The 18,390-nt window shown below is 39.8% G+C and carries 12 protein-coding genes; 1 reads left to right on the top strand and 11 read right to left on the bottom strand.

The window, feature by feature from the left end; translation table 11 throughout:
• Window positions 1-56: 56 nt before the first annotated feature.
• The 10 genes from pbp4b to ADS77_RS04525 all read right to left on the bottom strand — a co-directional run bounded on the left by pbp4b (window position 57) and on the right by ADS77_RS04525 (window position 15,153).
• Window positions 57-2,513, bottom strand: a complete 2,457-nt coding sequence (gene pbp4b, locus ADS77_RS04570) for a penicillin binding protein PBP4B (RefSeq protein ID WP_054453159.1) — start codon at window positions 2,511-2,513, stop codon at window positions 57-59.
• 12 nt (window positions 2,514-2,525) lie between these two features.
• The gene (locus ADS77_RS04565) at window positions 2,526-4,028 is read right to left on the bottom strand and encodes a tryptophan halogenase family protein (protein ID WP_054453157.1); all 1,503 of its coding nucleotides are present in this window, start codon (window positions 4,026-4,028) and stop codon (window positions 2,526-2,528) included.
• An 80-nt stretch (window positions 4,029-4,108) separates the two neighbouring features.
• Window positions 4,109-6,976: a TonB-dependent receptor domain-containing protein gene (locus tag ADS77_RS04560; RefSeq protein WP_054453343.1), complete on the bottom strand. Its 2,868-nt coding sequence runs from the start codon at window positions 6,974-6,976 to the stop codon at window positions 4,109-4,111.
• Between the two features lie 651 nt (window positions 6,977-7,627).
• Window positions 7,628-8,041, bottom strand: coding sequence for an ExbD/TolR family protein (locus tag ADS77_RS04555; RefSeq protein WP_054453155.1), 414 nt, complete (start codon window positions 8,039-8,041; stop codon window positions 7,628-7,630).
• A gap of 3 nt (window positions 8,042-8,044) precedes the next feature.
• Window positions 8,045-8,722 (bottom strand): MotA/TolQ/ExbB proton channel family protein, encoded by a 678-nt coding sequence (locus tag ADS77_RS04550; RefSeq protein WP_054453153.1) that lies wholly within the window; start codon window positions 8,720-8,722, stop codon window positions 8,045-8,047.
• An 85-nt stretch (window positions 8,723-8,807) separates the two neighbouring features.
• Window positions 8,808-11,741, bottom strand: a complete 2,934-nt coding sequence (locus tag ADS77_RS04545; RefSeq protein ID WP_161803873.1) for a TonB-dependent receptor — start codon at window positions 11,739-11,741, stop codon at window positions 8,808-8,810.
• A gap of 157 nt (window positions 11,742-11,898) precedes the next feature.
• A complete protein-coding gene (locus ADS77_RS04540; RefSeq protein ID WP_082355602.1) occupies window positions 11,899-12,840 on the bottom strand; it encodes a FecR family protein in 942 nt (313 codons plus the stop codon).
• Window positions 12,837-13,325, bottom strand: a complete 489-nt coding sequence (locus tag ADS77_RS04535; protein ID WP_054205356.1) for a sigma-70 family RNA polymerase sigma factor — start codon at window positions 13,323-13,325, stop codon at window positions 12,837-12,839. Before ADS77_RS04535 ends, ADS77_RS04540 begins: the two co-directional genes overlap by 4 nt.
• Before the next feature lie 70 nt (window positions 13,326-13,395).
• Window positions 13,396-14,463 (bottom strand): TonB family protein, encoded by a 1,068-nt coding sequence (locus ADS77_RS21510; protein ID WP_231659047.1) that lies wholly within the window; start codon window positions 14,461-14,463, stop codon window positions 13,396-13,398.
• 102 nt (window positions 14,464-14,565) lie between these two features.
• Window positions 14,566-15,153, bottom strand: coding sequence for a biliverdin-producing heme oxygenase (locus tag ADS77_RS04525; protein ID WP_054205355.1), 588 nt, complete (start codon window positions 15,151-15,153; stop codon window positions 14,566-14,568).
• Window positions 15,154-16,238: 1,085 nt separating this feature from the next.
• On the opposite strand from ADS77_RS04525, the gene ADS77_RS04520 reads away from it, so the two are divergent.
• Window positions 16,239-17,084, top strand: a complete 846-nt coding sequence (locus ADS77_RS04520) for a MurR/RpiR family transcriptional regulator (protein ID WP_054205354.1) — start codon at window positions 16,239-16,241, stop codon at window positions 17,082-17,084.
• Window positions 17,085-17,177: 93 nt separating this feature from the next.
• Here ADS77_RS04520 and ADS77_RS04515 read toward each other — a convergent pair whose 3' ends face one another.
• Window positions 17,178-18,302: an exo-beta-N-acetylmuramidase NamZ domain-containing protein gene (locus ADS77_RS04515; RefSeq protein WP_235575715.1), complete on the bottom strand. Its 1,125-nt coding sequence runs from the start codon at window positions 18,300-18,302 to the stop codon at window positions 17,178-17,180.
• Window positions 18,303-18,390: the final 88 nt, after the last annotated feature.

The following is an 18,390-nucleotide window of genomic DNA, read 5'->3' as shown; positions in this document are numbered from 1 at the left end:
AAACTCAACTTAATTCGACTAGTGATTTAAGTTAGTGGCTTTAATGAGTGATTACATTAATGATTAAGCAAAGCCTCATAAACCAGTGAGATTACTGAGCCATATTTTCCGGTCTCAAACTTTTTACCAACAAATTCATAATGGGTGTCATTGCCCTTGATAGGCGAATGACGTGCATTAGTGAGTAAAATAATGGCTAAGTCATACGCAGGATCAATAACGGTTACTGTGCCTGTCCAGCCAGTATGGCCGTACGCTTGTGGACTTGCGTAAGGACCAAAATGCCACTTTTGGGCGTGTTCACCAGCTCTTCGCCAGCCTAGCCCATAAGTTTCATTACTCGCTTGCGGCGCTATAAACTGATCGAGCACTTGCGGGGTAAATATTTGTTTATCGCCATAACCGCCGCGATTTAATAGCAACTGCGAAAGCACACCAAGATCTTCTACGGTACTAAATAAGCCTGCATGCCCTGCTACGCCACCAAGTGCATAGAATGCTTTTTCGTCGTGTACTTGCCCTTGCAGTACGTCGGTGCGTATATTATCAAAACTAATTCGGCCACCACGGCTGTTTCCTGCAAGCTCCGTTGCAGCAATAGTGTGTTTACTAACCCCTTTTTGTAACGGGTTAAACAATGTGTGTTGCAAGCCTAGCGGCTGGTAGATTTGCCCCTCAACATAATGATCCAGCGCTTGTTGCGTAATGCGTTCAATCAGCACGCCTAACAGCATGTAGTCTATATCTGAGTACAAGTGCTTAACATTGCGCCCTGCTATAAACGGCACGCCTGTTAACAGTAAATTTTTAGTCCGCAAGCTATTTTGCGAGAAAAATCGCTCACCAAATTTATTGTCTTTTCGATGAAAGTCCACCACCGCAGGATACCCCGCACTGTGGGTGAGTAAATCTTTTACTAAGCGTTGCTCTCGCCCGCGCCCTCTAAACTCTGGTAAGTAGTAAAAAAGCGGCTTATTTACATCAAGCTTGCCTTCACTTACAAGTTTCATAAGCGCAAAGTTAGTAGCAAACATTTTTGAGTTTGACGCAATATCAAATAAGGTGTCTGTTTGCATTTTTTGCGGCGATTTCATTGCAGTACCATTACGTTGGTATTTTTTTGCATCTCCATAACTACTTAGTTTTATTAATTTTCCATCTTTTATTACGCCTAACACTGCCCCTGGAAATCCCGCTGCAATATCATCATTAATAAGTTTATCTACAGCACTAAAATTGTATGTATTATTGGCGCTTTTTTTCAGCTGTGGGTAGGCAAAGCGTAAGGTTAAACTTGCGCCTTCGGGCAATACATTGCCCACTTTATACGTGTTAATGCCGTTACGCGTGCGTTTACTTAAACTGTATGCGTATTGTTTATTTGCTTGAAGCGGGCTGGCTATATTGATTTTTTCGCCATTGATATAAATATCGGCACTGGTGGCGGTGTTGTTTTCAATCACTAGCTGGCCACGGCCTTTGTAGGCTTTAAACGTACCACGATTATTGACTAATAAACGTGTGCTTGGGTCTCGTTCGGGAATTAACGCAACCACTTGTGCATTGGCTAATTGTTTTGGCTGCGGCTCAACTGTGGTTTGCTCTTGATTATACTGCGCCATTAATTTGGTTGCTTTTTTAGGAAAGTATTTTTCCATTAATGCAAACAGTACTGCGCCACTGCGTGCATCGGCGTTACCACTAACGTGCCATGGTAAAAAATGCATTTGAAAAGCACTTAAAGTATCGAGTGTTTGCGGATCAAGTTGATTCGTCGCTTGCACATCATAACCGTAGCCACGTAAAGCGCTTTGCATTAAACCTATAGAGGGTTTAACGACACTAAATTGCTGCCAATATTTATCTACCGTGTGGTTGTCATACCAAGCGCCAACCCCTGCTTGATAGAGTTGATACCACGGAAAACGTGGACCAGGATCATTTTTACGACTGGGCGCTATATCTGAATGCCCAACAACTTGCGTTGGTCCAATATCAGGGTGGCGCGCTAAAATCCCCTGACTTAACTCGATTAATAACGCCATTTGTTTAGCATCATAATCTGGGTAAATACACAGCTTTGAGGCATCATTTTGCAATTGTGTATCTAATTCATGCTCTTCTAGTTCTGGGGAATGACACGTTGGTATGTTAACTATTTCAATACCAATCGATTGGTCGTTTAAGTCCTCTCTGCCTTGCCAGTAACTACGCCCTGCATGCCATGCTCTGTCATGCTCATCGACTAACTGCGTAATTTTAAGTTCGTCATCTGGGTAGCTCGGATCGTTTGACTCAGGCACTAAATAATGTGCACTCAATCCGCCATCTTCGACAAGTACCTGCATTGATTTTTCATAATTGATAGCGGTGTAATGCATCACTAAAAATTTAACGCGATGGCTATAATTAGCTGACTGAGTAAATTCATAAGGCGTTGAAGCACAGCTAACTAAAAAGGCTGCACTGGCAAAAATCCCCAGTTTTTTTAAATAAAATAAAAACGTCATCATGCTTTTTAAACCCTAACTTTTAGAATACCGGCAATGGCGAGCAACATACTCACTGTGCATAGGAAGTGAGCGCGCGGTTTGCCCGATCATGGTTTTTATTTGTTGCATATATTGCTCACAAGCTGCATCGCTCAAACTATTCACCAGCGGATGATAACCTTGTGGCTCAATACCTTGACCATGTAATACTGAAAACCAGCTAAGCTCATTAAATAGCTCATTGTTTTCTCTGAAAAGTCGGCCATTTTGTGCAAACAAAGCAAGTCGCTCACTTACCGTATTCGGTACATCCATGTGTTGGCAATAACGCCAAAATTCACTGTCGCTGCGCTTTGTTACCTTGTAATGGCAGATAATAAAGTCACGAACAGCGGTAATTTCTTGTTCAGTGTATCTATTGTAGGTATCCGCATCCACCTTCGCCATTGCACAACTAGGAAATAAACTGATCAGCCGTAAAATGGCCGACTGAATAAACTGTAGCCCTGTTGACTCTAGCGGCTCCAAAAAGCCAGCAGATAGCCCTATGGCCACACAGTTCTTTTGCCATGCTTTTAAACGACGACCATTTTGCCAATTTAATTGGCGTGGCTCAGTCACCGCCTTGGAAGGTAACTGCGCGGCTAACTGCGCGATTTGTTGTTCTGCACTAGTAAATCCGCTTGCAAATACACGCCCATTACCAACACGATGCTGTAACGGTATTTGCCATTGCCACCCTGCTTTATGAGCGGTGGCTTGGGTGTAAGGCTTTAACTCTGGGAGTGATTCGCTGGCAATCGCAATCGCGCTATCACATGGTAACCAATGCTGCCATGACTCAAAACCAACATGCAAAGCTTGGTTGATCAAGCGCCCTTTAAAACCGGTGCAATCAATAAATAATTCGCCACTGATCACCTGACCATCATCAAGAATAAGATCTTTAATATGGCCGTTACTTGGCTCAATGGTTACCTGTGAAATAGTGCCTTGGATATGTTTAACGCCTTGTTTAATAGCCAGCGTTGATAAAAACTCGGCATATTTAACAGCGTCAAAATGAAATGCATAGTTAAGGGTGCTATGCCCTTTGGTTGTTTGCCCTACGATACGGTCAAAGCGGTTTAATTTAGCGGCATGCCCTTCGAGGCAATAATCTAATATTGGGGCTGGGTTGGTGTTTTTTACACTTTTTAACCAGTAATGATGAAATGCAATGCCATTTAAGTTAACCCCATATGGCCCAAATGGGTGCATGTATTGCTGCCCTATTTGTCCCCAATCAATAAATTCGATTCCTAGCTTAAAGGTACCTGAAGTGGCACTTAAAAATTCATTTTCATCAATACCAATTAGTTGATTAAACTGACGAATTTGCGGGATCGTGGCCTCCCCGACCGAAACAGTGCCTATTTGCGCTGATTCTACCAAGGTTATATTTACATGCTCGCCAAGTAGTTTACTCAGCGCTGCTGCGGTCATCCATCCCGCAGATCCGCCACCAGCAATAACCACTTGCTTAATATTGTGCATTTAATACTCCTACAAAATGACTGACTCAGCCAACGCTAAGCCAGTCTCCCTAATTACACTTTGGCCTTATATACACTCAATTAAAAGCGATATTCTGCATTAAGCGTATATGCTCGACCACGCGCGCTCGCTACACGAGGATCAAACGCAGCACCTGGTGAGTAATCGTTTTGATGAGCTGTAAACGGTGGATCACGGTCAAACAGGTTTTTAATACCAAACGTAATACCTACATTATCAAACCCGGTATACGCTACGCTGTAGTTATAAATTAAATAACTTGATACCGTTGGGTTATAGTTTTCGATTTCACCGATACTAATTGCACCCGATTGCACGCCTGCTGGCACTTCATCTGCATAACTATCACGGTAAATTTGTGTCACATTATGACGCCAATCACCCTGCGTATAGTTAAAGGCGATGGTATGCTTCCAACGAAGTGGAATATTTCCACGAGAATGAGTGCCAACTAAGTTATCGCCAAATGCAATGCTATCAAGAAGTTTTTTCTTATCTTCAATTAAATAACTACCATTGAAGTTAATATCCCATAAGCCTGCACCTAACTGACCATTGACCTGCATACCCACTTCAACACCACTGGTATTACGCTCACCGGCATTAATATAGCGCATATCAATACCTGTTAAGTTACCTTGTGCATCGCGTAAGAAGTTACCGCTAAATGTCTCGTAATTTTCGAGTAAATCACGAAAGTTTGGCGTTTGTATTGTGCCCTCTGTGATTATTTCCCACCAATCAAGGTTAAAGCTAAATTCGCTGCTTGGTGCCCATACGAAACCAAAGCTCGATTGTTTTGACTCTTCAGGCCCTAAGTCTTCTTTGCCGCCATAAACTAACGCAGGGGTGATAGGTTGGCAACTAGGGTTTGACACATCAACGATGCCATTTGCGCACGAAGCAGGATCAGCTAAATCGGAGCCTGTGTACGGCTGCTCTGATACGCCATTAAATAGCTGATTAAACGAAGGCGCTCTAAACCCTGTGCTGTATGCACCACGAAATAACAACTCTTCCATGGGTTGATACTTAACACCAATTTTAGGGTTAGTTGTGCCGCCAAAGCCTGAGTAATGGTCATAACGTGCAGCTAAGTTAATCTCTAAACTATCAACTACAGGAATAAGCGCTTCAACAAATACCGCTTTTATATCACGGTGAACATCATCAAGTTCGTTACCATTATCAAATGGCGCCCCATAGATGGCCGGTCTATTTTCTGATTCACGACGATCCCCATTAAACTTATAGCCCTCACGGCGTAAATCAATACCTGTTGCCACCATAATCGTGTCGCCGCCAAGACCAAGCTCAAAACCTGTATCACCTGAGATCGACGCATCAATTTGTGTAAGGGTTGTTTCGCCGCCATATAAGGTTACGCCACGCGCTGATGCTGCTTCAATTGCATCCATACCCGCTTGAGTTTGTGTTTCTCCCGCTAACAAAAAGGGGTTAACAGCACCGCTACCAATTGCCTGCGCAAGTAGCTCAGTATAGTGATAGCCACCACCGAGCTCTGATTCAGCCTCGTTTGATGAACGTGAAATACCGGCTTTGTAATCCCAGTCGCCAATAATGCCTTCCATGCCCAACTGTACTTTATAAGACGTGGTCGTTGTTTCGATTTCACGGTTACCACAATCCATACAGCGCCAGCGATAGGCAATAGGTGCACCAATATTTAACTGATCCGCGCCATAATAGTCAGATAATGCATCAACTATATAATTATACGATGAACCTGTGCTTGGGTAATACCCTGCTGAACCAATTGACCACGGCGTAATTTGGTTAGGTTCAAAAATCTTTTTAGAAGTCACTTCTGAGCCAATAACTTCGGCAAATAGCTCGGTGTCTTCATCTAATTTAAACGTAGCACGCGATACAAAATCAATGCTGTCAACTGGTTGTTGTAAAACCGCAGCTCTTGGGTAATCCCATGCGCAACTGTGTGTTTCATTTTCGCGATTCCACAGTGCGCCAGTATCAACGCCCATGCCTTCAATTGATTCACACCCAGGCTGTCCAGGAAGTGCTAATACATTAAGCACATTATTAGCGTATGGATTACCTTGTGCATCAAGGTTATTGGGGTCAATAAGCCCTGTACCAATTAAGTTATAATTTCCATTGGTTGGATCATCGCCGTTACCACGGTTATTGATTGACGCAAAAGGACCACCACGCGTATCTGGCGATAAACCTCGATTTGGTTGGAAAGTGTTTGTAAAATCACGGTCAGAGCCGCGTAATATATCGACTTTTTTATACGATACTGAACCCATGACATTGTAGCCATCGCTGTTTAAATCGCCAGTACCGGCAAGTATACTAAAGCGATTAATATTACCGCCACCTGCTTGTGTAATGTCAGTAAATGCGTTTAATTGCACGCCTTGGTAATCTTTTTTCAAGATAAAGTTAATGACCCCACCAACAGCATCAGTACCATACACCGCAGATGCCCCATCACGCAGCACTTCAACACGTTCAATTGCAGCAAACGGGATTGAGTTTAAATCAACAGATGCCCCCTTTAAACCATGACTTGCAATTCGTCGACCATTTAATAATACCAGCGTTGAACCCGCACCTTGCTGTCGAAGGTTAGCACTTGATGCGCCATTATTACCGCGTTCTTCACCGCTCACAATCCCTGTATTACTCCCTAAACCATCATTTGAATTAGAACCAATATTTAGCTGCAACATGAGTTGTTCTGCCGAGCTAATACCTGCAGCATCAATATCACTGCGGCTAATGATTGTAATTGGTAGATCACCTTCAAGGGATGTGCGCTTGATACTTGAGCCTGTGACTTCAATACGCTCAATTTTCTTTTCGTCTTGCTCATCTTGTGCTGCATTTGCTGAAGCACAACCTGCTATTGCAAGGCATATTGCTATTTTATTAAGTTTCACTGTTGTTTCTCCCACTGAGCCTGCTATTTATTATTTAGTAATATGTGGTACGTCCTTTATAAAGCGCCACAGCAGAAACTAGCTGTACCCCTAACGCTTATCTATTTGAACGTTTTTCCCTTTAAACAGTAACACAGCTCAAACCATAGTAAAATAAAATATTCCATATAAAATAAACAATAGCAATAACATATACTTTTAGTGTTAATACTCTTTTTAACAACAAAGGCATGGCTGCGTACAAATTCAAGTTGAGTAGAGAGCCGCCACTAAAAACACTCGCCGGCCCTTTAATGAATTAGCTTCTGGGGTGCAATATCAAAAAGGTAGATATTAAGAGCAGTAAAACGGTAAGCAAACAGCCTGTAAAAAGACGAGGTAAAAACATGACCACAGTAAGGTGCAGAATTTAGCATTTTCCAGGTTGTTATATCTAGGCGTTATTTTGCAACAATGACAGGCGCGCTTAATAAGTAACAACAGTGAGAGTCAACGCCTGTGAAACGCCCAAAGAGTTAGTTTAAAAGCGATTTATTTTAATAAGAAAATACTTATAGGCGCGAAAATCCACGCCGTATTTTTATTACAAGATTAGTGACTCACAATTGAAAGTTAAGAAGATAACCCAGAGTGTAATTCGAGGTTTTAGGGTTAAGGTTTTTTTTCTTCAGTAATAAAAGCCATGCTGTTAATACCAGCTTGCTGCACCTGTTCCATTAAAAATACTACATTCTTATATTGAGTCGTTTTATCCCCTCGGATATGCACAATAGGTTGCATTGTTTCTTGGGCAGCAATGAGTAAACGTTCAACAAGCTCTTTTTTACTTATCGCTTGTTCAGCCCAAAAATAATCGCCTTCACTGTTAACAGATAACACAATAGCCTTTGGCTTAACTTCCAGCTTTTCGCTTTTTGCAACAGGTAAATCAAGCTCTATCGATTGGTTAATCACCGGTACTGTAATAATAAAAATAATTAACAGAACGAGCATAACATCCACCAATGGCGTCATATTAATTTCATTCATAACGTCTTCATCATCACTATCAACATTAAATGACATTTTCTAGCCTACCTTCGATTGTACTGAACCTGTTAAATAATAAGCATGTAGCTGCGAAGCAAAACGATTCATTTGTATTGTTATAGCCTTATTTGCACGGCTAATTGCGTTATATCCAAGTACAGCAGGGATCGCAACAGCTAGGCCAAACGCCGTCATAACTAACGCCTCACCGACCGGCCCTGCGACTTTGTCTATACTGGCCGAACCTGATAAACCGATTCCAATTAAAGCATGATAAATTCCCCACACAGTACCAAACAAGCCGATAAAGGGTGAAGTCGAGCCTACAGATGCTAATATTGCCAACCCACCCGATAGTGACTCTCGTGTATCATCAATATTATTTTTAAGCGCTGTTGTTAGCCAATCAGAAAGAGGGACTTGACCTTGCAACTGTGCTTGATGGTTTTGATGGTGAGCTTTGGCCTGTAGACCTTGCGATACTAATTTTTGGAATGGTGGCTGTGGAGCCAATAAATCGATTCCCTTATTTATATCTTGTTGCTGCCAAAACTCTGCGATTAAATATTTAGCCTTTCTTAATTTTAGTAAGCTAATTAAGCGCGTAAAAATAACCGCCCAAGACGCTAAGGACATAGCCAACAATGCAAAGCCAACAAACTTAATAACCGCATCACTTTGCTGCCATAACGACGCGATCCCATATGGATTTTCCATTACACTTCCTAAGTTAATTTTTAACTACTACATATAAAATCACTCAGCTTTCACTCGCCTGAGTGATTTTATTGATTACTTTGATTTAAAAACGTGCCGTAAAGGTTAATTGTGATGTTCGCCCTGGCCCAGCTATTAAGCTTAATGCTAAAGCATCGAGGTAAAACTCATTTGTTAAGTTAGCAATATTAAAGTTAACGTCCATATTATCTGTGATTTTATAATTGATATAAGCATCAATTAAAGTGTAAGCCACGGTTGGTACATGCGGCGCTGAACCATGATAATTTTGCCAACTTAACTTACTGTCATAATCAGTATCAGGCTTACCCGTATAAGTAATACGCGTACCTATATCTAAGCTATCATCAAGAAACTTTACGCCCAAAATTGCTGCAACTGATTTTTGTGGTGGTATATGGTTGGCAACATACATGCCTGAAAAACCCGTTTTTGAACAATCCGGGATGTCTCCTTGTCTATTCGCATATGGATTATCACGAAATGTTTGTGCGACTTCCGCGTCACATAATTCCGCCTCAGTATAATATGTAGCGCTTAGATCAGCATAAAATCCACCCACTTCAAAACGGCTTTGGAACTCAAACCCTTTTGTATTAAAGCTATCAGTGTTTCCCATTGCTAAACCAATATCAGTTGCGCTTAGGTTATCATCTGAAATTGTGTGGCGAGTGATGTAGTCTTCAATTTTATTATCAAAATAAGCCACCTTGGCTCGCATTGTTAAGCCTGTGAATAAATCATCGCTAATGAAAGAAAAACCGATCTCTTTATTTTTTGCATGTTCAGGTCTTATGTCAAGAATATTCCTTGATACTGACCAGCCTCTCGTTGATTCCATTATACTTGGCATTCTTAACGCTTCGCTATAACGTGCGTACGCCAACCAACTTTCACTTAGTTGCATATTTACCGCGAAATTTGGCGCAAAGCCATTCTGCTTTCGTGATGCTCCAGGGTATACAGTGTACGTGCCTAAGCTTTCTTGCGTCTCAAAACCAAGAAAAGCAAGATTGTAATCAACTTCAGAGATATCAACACTGCCTAGCTCACCTAGATTAACAGTGCCTACTCCAGTTACACGCGGATCATTGGCATCAGTATAATCACCATTTTCATCAGGAAGCCAACGAACATGTCCAATTCGTTCAAGGGTCTCATCCGATTGTTTCAGTAGAAATATTTCTTTAAATCTGCGTACATCTTCTTCTCTATAATCATTATTTTCTTGTACTCTAAACCAGCTATAGCGACCACCAGCTTCAAAACTTAACCAATCAACAGGCGACCATTTAGTTTGCAAAAACACGCTGCTCTCATATCTATCACCATCACGATGAAAGCGATTTGTATCGATATCTTCTTGAGAGTATTGAACATCAGATCCTGGTCCTATTGATTCTTTTTGAAAGCTATAGCCGTAGTCAAAACTAATTACGCCATAATCTGTACCTTGAAGTATGCTTTGATTACTAATATCAAACCCTGTTCTGAGCGATTCCGTTTTTGCTAAATACAATACATCTACACATGATTCACAATCATGTGTTGGTGGCCTTTCATTTCCCTCTCTTGGGTTGCTAAAGACTGATCCGTTATACGCTTTAGAATCAGTACTTGTATGCCAAAGATTCACTTTTAAATTTTTAAGCAATGGATTATCTGGAGAAGTATATTTATAACGAGCGCTATATGTATCTATATCTTGCTCAGAAGATTTCCACTGTTTTAACGTGTCACCTGTATTACGAAAAATTTGTGAGGCCATAATTTCACCATAAACAGCTTTGTATTTTCGGTAACTGAGCTCCAGTGATGAGTCGTCATTAATATGAAAAGTTGGTTTAACTAAAACTGAGGTGTTCTTATTCGAAGTATTGAGAACCTCTTCCCCTGATTTATAAAAGCGAGCGATCCCCTCATTTATAACAATGCGCTTTTTTTCAACCCATTCACCATCGATTTGCTTCCAATCACTCACCTCTTCATCGTAGAAGTATCGTTCCCGGCCGTCATTACCTGCAAAATAATTACCAATATCACGGTGTGAGGCTGCGACAACTAAATCAAATCCCTCTTGTGCAGTAGCATAAGCAATATTAATGAACTCACCATCACTAGTTACCAAATCAGGAGCATCATTACGGGGGGTCGCATCAAAGTCGCTTTGTGCATCAATGCTATTACTTTGCATACCTCCTTTGATACGAACGCCATGCTGCTGTCCATTTCGTAATATATCATCGCTCTTCAATGTCTCCATCACGACAACACCACCCACTGCCCCCATACCTTGAGCACTATTTGTTGGGCCTTTATCTATCGAAACAGTACTAATTAGATCTGGATCTATATATGAACGATCAGCTATCCCAGCATAACCACGATAAACTGTGGTACTTTGAATACTGCCATCAACAACCACGGGCACACGATTTTGACCTTGCACACCACGTATATTGACATCTATCGCTCCTCCATTGCGTGCTTCACCAACTTCGACACCGGGAATACCTTTAAGCATATCTCCTGCGGATGTACCGCGAAACTGCTCTATATAGCCACTATTGAGCTGCACATTTGAACTTGTTTTCAAGTAAGGTAAATCCTGCGATTCCACACTTGCTTCATCAAACATGCCTGGTGCGATATAACTACCCACAACAGATAAAGCTGATAACTCTGTCGCTGATTGCGAGTTACTTAGCTTTTTTAAAATGATTGTATTACCGTCAATTGTCGCTTCAATACCTGTATTATTTAAAACTTGCATTAAAACATCACGAACCGTGGCAGGACCTTGCAACTGAGGGGCTGTCAATGAGTCAACTAATTTAGGATCAAATACTAAGGTCATATTTGCCTGTGTGGCAATCAGATTCAAAGTGGTTTCTAGTGGCTGAGGTTTAATATCAAGCATTAATATGTCACTACTGGCATAAGCTTCAACACCAACGGTGCTTAAGCCTATTGCGAGCGCGAGAGAAGATAACTGCATTTTTTTCATTTTATAAACTCATGTTAATGACTACTACTTTATAAAACGAATGAGAATAATTATCTCTCACCTCTAAACTCTTATTTTTTTACCTTTAAAAACAAACTGAGGCCTTCGCTATCAAAAAATGTATAAAATATCCCTAAGTATTCATTTTTCACCTTTGCTGAATCAGCCAAAAATAACCATTATCAATAACATCTACAGGAAGCACTTTAGGGAGTAGCTTCGCGGTATTGTCTATATCATTTAATTGGTATGTCCCACTAAGAGAGAGCTGATTTAGACTTGTTTGTTTGAGTTTAAATGGCTTATCTTGATAACGATTAAGCTGCTCAACAGCAAAGTTCAAAGGGGTATTCGAAAATTGAATGCGCCCCTGTTGCCATATAGCAAACTGAGTTTCAGTGAGGTTAAACTGCCTATCATTGATGCTGTTATACCCTTGATTAGCTGTCAAAAACACATCACCAACAGTTGGATCTGTTACTTTTACTTTACCTTTTTTTACAGCAACAACGACTTGATCTTTAAGGCGATTAACATTAAATTGTGTACCAAGTACTTTGATATCAATTTCTTCGACAACAACAATAAAAGGACGCTGTTTTTCAGGAGTAACATCAAAGATTACCTGCCCTTTAAGTAACTCTATACGGCGAGTATTATCGCTATATTCTACATTTAATTCGGTATCACTATCTAACAGAATCTGGCTACCATCACTTAAAATAAAAGAAGCTGTTTCGCCTATTTGTGTTAAATATATCGTCGGTCTACTCGCGTTAAACTGGAAAAAGCTAACTGCAATAACTGCAAGTGAAGCAGCCAATGCGACTAAAGGTCTAATAAAGCTAACTTTTTTGATATTACTTTTTGGTAATAATGCAAGTAATCGCTCCATACTTTGCTGCGATAAATTCCCCAACTTTGCGTCCAACAATACACTTTCTTCAAATGCCTCTGCGTTTTGTGGGCAAATTTTCAGCCACTTTTGCCAATTATGTATTTGCTGTTCACTTGGTTCGTCTTTAAGCCTTAACAACCACAACGTTGCTTGCTCAAATACTTGCTGATTTTTATTAGAATTATTCATCATTCTTTTAATAATATCTCTCTACAACGGCTCATGGCTTTAAGTAAATGCTTTTCGACCATACTTTGCGATATCTGCATATGTTCAGCGATTTGTGTTTGACTCAAGCACTTAAACTTATACAAGATAAATGCTTCACGGCACTTTTCAGGTAAGCTGGCTATACACTTTTCTAATTGTGCAAGTTCTTGCTGAGCAATTAAAGTCGTTTCAGGATCTAAATGAGGTAACTCATAGATAGAGCTTTCTTCGTCCGGCAAAGGCGTGAATTGGCAGATCTTTTCACGACGATATAAATCAACAAATAAATTATTAGCTGTTTTCAATATCAGCGCTCTATTAACCTGTTTTTCGGGATTACTAGATTGCCTTTTTCCTTGTTTCAGTAAACGAGCGATCGCTTCTTGGATCAAGCTTTGAGCTTTATCTCGACAACCGGTACGCCGTGACATTATCTTCACGACTTGGCTATAATCTGTAAAAGGCATGGTATCTACTACATTGTAAAGTGACTGATATTGTACCTAAATAAAAATCGAATACAAACAGTAATTATTATCATTTATTGCGTAAATAAAACTCAACAGGCAATAATAATTCATGAGGTGCTTCTAATTCGTCAGGCACTTTTGGAAATGGCTCTGCGCCACGGATTGTTTCAATTGCTGCAATATCGAGCCGATTAATCCCCGATCCCTTTACTATGTCTAGCTGCATTAATCCCCCATCTCGCGCTAATAACACCTTTAAATACACGACCCCTTCTTGTTTTTTCATAATAGCTGACGTTGGGTACTTCCTATAAGCCATTAAATGGCCAAGTAAACTAGCTCTCCAGCTTTTCTTTCCTGTTGCAACCTGTTGCTGAGATAAGCTGTATTGCTGCTCAACCATCGCGGCAACTGCTGAATCTTGTGATATTTCTTCAAATTTTGTATTTTTTGGATCTGAGTCTAGTTTAGTTTTAGTAACGTGTTCTTTTGTAGGAGGCTTCACCACAGGCTCTATAATAACATCTTGTTTATCAGGTTGTTTTTTTGCTAGAACTTGTAGTTGCTCTTTCGCCTTTGGGGGAGGCAACTTTTTCTTAACAGCCTCTTGCGCTTGAGTAGCCTGTTTAGCAACCTTTTTACTTTCAACTAATTCAGGCTTTGGTGCTGCCGCTTCTACAAATGTAATATCTATCACTTTAGGGGTTTGCTTATGTTGCACTGGCTCAATATTTGTACTTGTGTTAAAAAATATAATCCAAGCAAATATAAAGTGAAATAATACGGCTAATAACACTCCTTGAAGTATTTTATATTTTTTATTTTGACGTAACTCATAGAGCTCGCTCGGTTTAGAGAAAAGGTAATTAATAACAAGTGCAAAAATCAAAAAGCAAAATACAGGAAGCCAAACAGACTGACTTGTGAGTGTAATAATAAAAAAACTAATTAGTATGCTAATAAGCGCAAAGTACTTGGCTTTTTTAGGTACAACTCGGCTCACCTGCCAATTACTTAAAACGTTTCCAAATTTCGGATGTGTAAGCAACCAATTGGCTAATTTTTTATTTGAGCGAGTAAAGCAAGCAAGCGCAATAATTAAAAAAACTGTCGTAGGCATTACTGGCAACAACATACCAATTACAGCCAAGGCGACACTAATGCAGCCAGCTATAAAATATATAATTTTTTTAATTGGCAACGCTTGCCTTAACACTGAGTTTAACACTTATATACGTTACTGATAAACAACATCAAGTAACTGATGTGCGGTAGCAAAAGCTTGCTTTGCACCTTGATAAAGCTGCTGCTCTTCATCATTTGTTAAATTAAGAGCTTCTACAGCTTGCATAAACCCTCGCCACTGGCTTCCACGCCCATTCCCAGGACCTGCTAAGAAACGCGCACCAAATTCAGCATTTAGATCTAACTGTGTTACCTCTTTAGCTAACATTGCGGCTCCGAGCTTTGAGCCTTCAATCACATAGAGCCAACCGACAGCCTGCGCTATCGTCAAACTATTAATATCTATTTGCTGTTCTAAATTGTGTGTTTTCATACCTATATCATGTAAATCAAGTACAATATCAGTACAGCGATTTCGCTGTGCTAAATCACTAAAAAATACAATTAACTGTTCACTTTGATAAATTGGCTCTACATGTTTTAACAACAAATATTGAAAGCGTAAAAAATCGCCATAATTTTCTTTTGACGCAAAAGGTGATTGAGCCATAATTTTATTATCTAAATTATCGTGTACCTCTGCTGTGGTACGTTTAAGCTCAGACATACGTGGGTAGTTTACTTGAGTAATACTCGACATAATTAAATTCTAATTGATCCATCCTACTGATAAAAACGAACGCGTCAGCAAAACCCACACCTATACTTAAAGATATTTATAACCAAACAACCTAAAGCATTTAACTCAACACCTTATTGGAGAGCAATTTTAAGGCGTTACTTTACAATTAATACCTACCTAAATCGCTGTTAACTCCAACTGAAATGCATACCTGATGCGACTTATACCAATCCGCTTAGATATGAGGTTTATTTAATGACAGAAAATTGCGCTATAAACTAGGGCGTGTTGACCTTTGTGGATTGAAATTTGTTCAATCTAGGGGCGATTTAATCGCGGCGCGAGATTTGTAGCCTAGTGGGCTAAGTAAAAACCGAGCAACAAAGAGTCAATCGCCCCTAGGAAGAACCCTTTGGGCAGCGAGCCCTAGGCAATAATTTTTATATCTAGTTGTTCTAAATGAAAAAATTTTAACGACGTTATAGAGTGATTTAATTCATTAAATTGTTCAAATATTTATGAAGATTGGTATTAGGTACATGCTGCTAGAAAAATATGTAACAAAACGCCTCCCCAAAGTGCTTTTAAAAGTCGCTTTTTTGACTGGCTACTAACTACTAATTTATTAACCTGATGCTTAAATAGAAATGGGTCTAAATGAATGTCATTAAGGCAAATAACTTAACCTTAATTTTGGTTGAGTTATTTGCTAATATACAAGCTTGAAATGAGTCGCTGATCAACTATTTAATCTGGGTCTTGGGGTTACTAGTCGGGTACGTTGCAGCAAGAGTTTTTTATTCGCATTAGGCACCAAACCAAAATTACCAATAATTTTTATTACATAAATATGTGCTGTTATTAAATATCTGAAAGTAGTTGTAWTCGTGAATGCCAGCGACAATACTGTTTTATTATTGCAAACAACCCAGCGTGAACTAGAATATTCCAACGATATAACAATCAAGTGCAAAATAAATAATTTAAACAATACCAAATAGAGCAATAATAAAATTTAAATAGTTACATTTGAACCCAAAATAAGTACAAAGTTATTTCGATTAATGCTATAAATACGCCAAATACATAAATAAGCGAGTAACATGTCTACATTTGTTAAAATTAAAGCCTTACGTCAGTCTCTATCGAGCAGCGAAGCCAAACTAGCAGACTTCACATTAAACTCTGCTAACGCCATTAGAAATCTATCTTCGGTAGAACTTGCAAAGGTAGTCGGAGTAAGTCAGTCAAGTGTAGTGAAGTTTTCACAAAAGCTCGGTTACAAAGGGTTTCCTGCATTTAAACTTGCTGTAATCGATGCACTCAATGACGAAGTAACAGAGCCAAAACTACACGGCAAAATTACGTTAAGTGATTCGTTAGAACAAATAGCTGAAAAACTACTCAGTAGTAAATTAGCGGTTTTAACGGAAACTAAAAACCTAAACGAAGCACAGCCTATTGAACAAGCTGTTAGCTTATTAAAATCAGCTAAGCGTATTCTTATATGTGGTTTAGGTGGTTCAGCACTTGTTGCTAAAGATTTCTCTTATAAACTGCAAAAGCTAGGTATGCCTGCAATAGCTGAACCAGATGGCCACGCACAGCTAGCCTACGTATCTACATTTGGTAAAGGTGATTTAGTCATCGCGATAAGTGAATCTGGCGTAACCAGAGAGATTGCCGAAGTAGTAAAGCAAGCTAAGAAAAACGACAGTTATGTGATCTCGGTTACTAAGTTTGGTAGTAACCCGGTTGCCGATCAAGCGAATGTGAGGTTGTACTCTGTTGCTGAAGAAGAGTCAGTACGGTTGTCGTCGATTCTTGCACGTACAGCACAAGATTTTGTTATCGATATTCTCTTTATTGCTTTGACTCAATCAAGCCGTCAAGGTAGAAAGTTACTTGAACACTCTAATGATGTAGTGGGTGAATTTAGAAATAAATAACTAAATTAACCTACATTCAAGTTAAGCACTAAAAAGGCCACACAAGTGGCCTTTTTAGTGCTTAACTGTTTACTAATCTAACCGTTCTCATCGCTAATAAAGCGAGTTGTATTTATATAGTAAATACGGTTCACGTTTTTGCATAAAAGTAGTAAGCCCTGCCTGCCAGCTTTGCTTTATTTGCTGCTCTGATTTACCTGCTTTTATAGCTAAACGCAGCTTATCTGTGCCAGCGAGTTTATCCATAAAATCTGGTCGTTCAAAAAACACCTGATTCGCTTGAGTTAATTGTGTATACGCATTAATAAATATATTTAAATCCAAACCTGTTATGGCACTTGCACGTAAGTCTTGCCCTAATACGGTAACATCTTTAAATTTTGGGTTCATAGACGCGCCTTTAATTGCCCGCGGGGTAAAACTAAATTCCCCTAGCCCCACTGGCGAATAACCAATAACCTGAAAGGCAAAGTCAGTGCCACGACCAATTGTTATCGGGGTTGCTTCAAAAAAGCACAATGATGGATACAAGTTAATAGCTTGCGCATTAGGTAAGTTAGGACTCGGTTTTATTGGCACTTTATATTCTGTGTTGCGGGTATAATTAGCAACAGGAATAATACGCAGCTTAAGCTGCTCTGCCTTATCAATCCAGCGCTCGCCTTTGATCATTTTAGCTAATTCCCCCACAGTCATACCGTGTAAAACAGGGATCGGGTGCATGCCTACAAAGGAACGAAACTGAGGCTCTAAAATTGGCCCATCTACGTAAGCGATATTCGGGTTTGGCCGATCTAACACTATAAATTCAAGATTATGTAATGCCGCTGCTTCCATCATGTAATGCATTGAACTGATATACGTATAAAAGCGCACACCTACATCTTGAATATCAAAAATTATGACGTCTAACTCGCTCAATACCGCTGGATCCGGTTTTTTATTACTGCCATAAATTGATACTACATCAATACCCGTTTTAGTATCTGTGGTATTTTTAACATGTGCGCCAGCATCATAATCCCCCCGAAAACCATGCTCAGGGGCGAATATTTTAACTACATCCACGCCTTTATCTCTGAGCAAATCAACTAAGTGAGTTCCGTCAACCTGCGAGGTTTGATTAACAACCAGCCCAACTCTCTTGTCTTTTAAAGCCCCGAGATAGGCCTCATATTGTGCAGCACCAACCAAGATAGGCTGACTTTTAATAGCCATAGCCGTTGCTTTTGCATTACTTTGAGCTTGGTTACTATCCGTGCACGCAATTAATAATAAGCACTGTAGTAAAATAATTACCCTTAGC

This window comes from Pseudoalteromonas porphyrae (genome assembly GCF_001298125.1).
Lineage (GTDB): Bacteria > Pseudomonadota > Gammaproteobacteria > Enterobacterales > Alteromonadaceae > Pseudoalteromonas > Pseudoalteromonas neustonica.
Note: the sequence above shows the minus strand (reverse complement) of the source record. Positions and strands in the feature narration are given on the sequence as shown.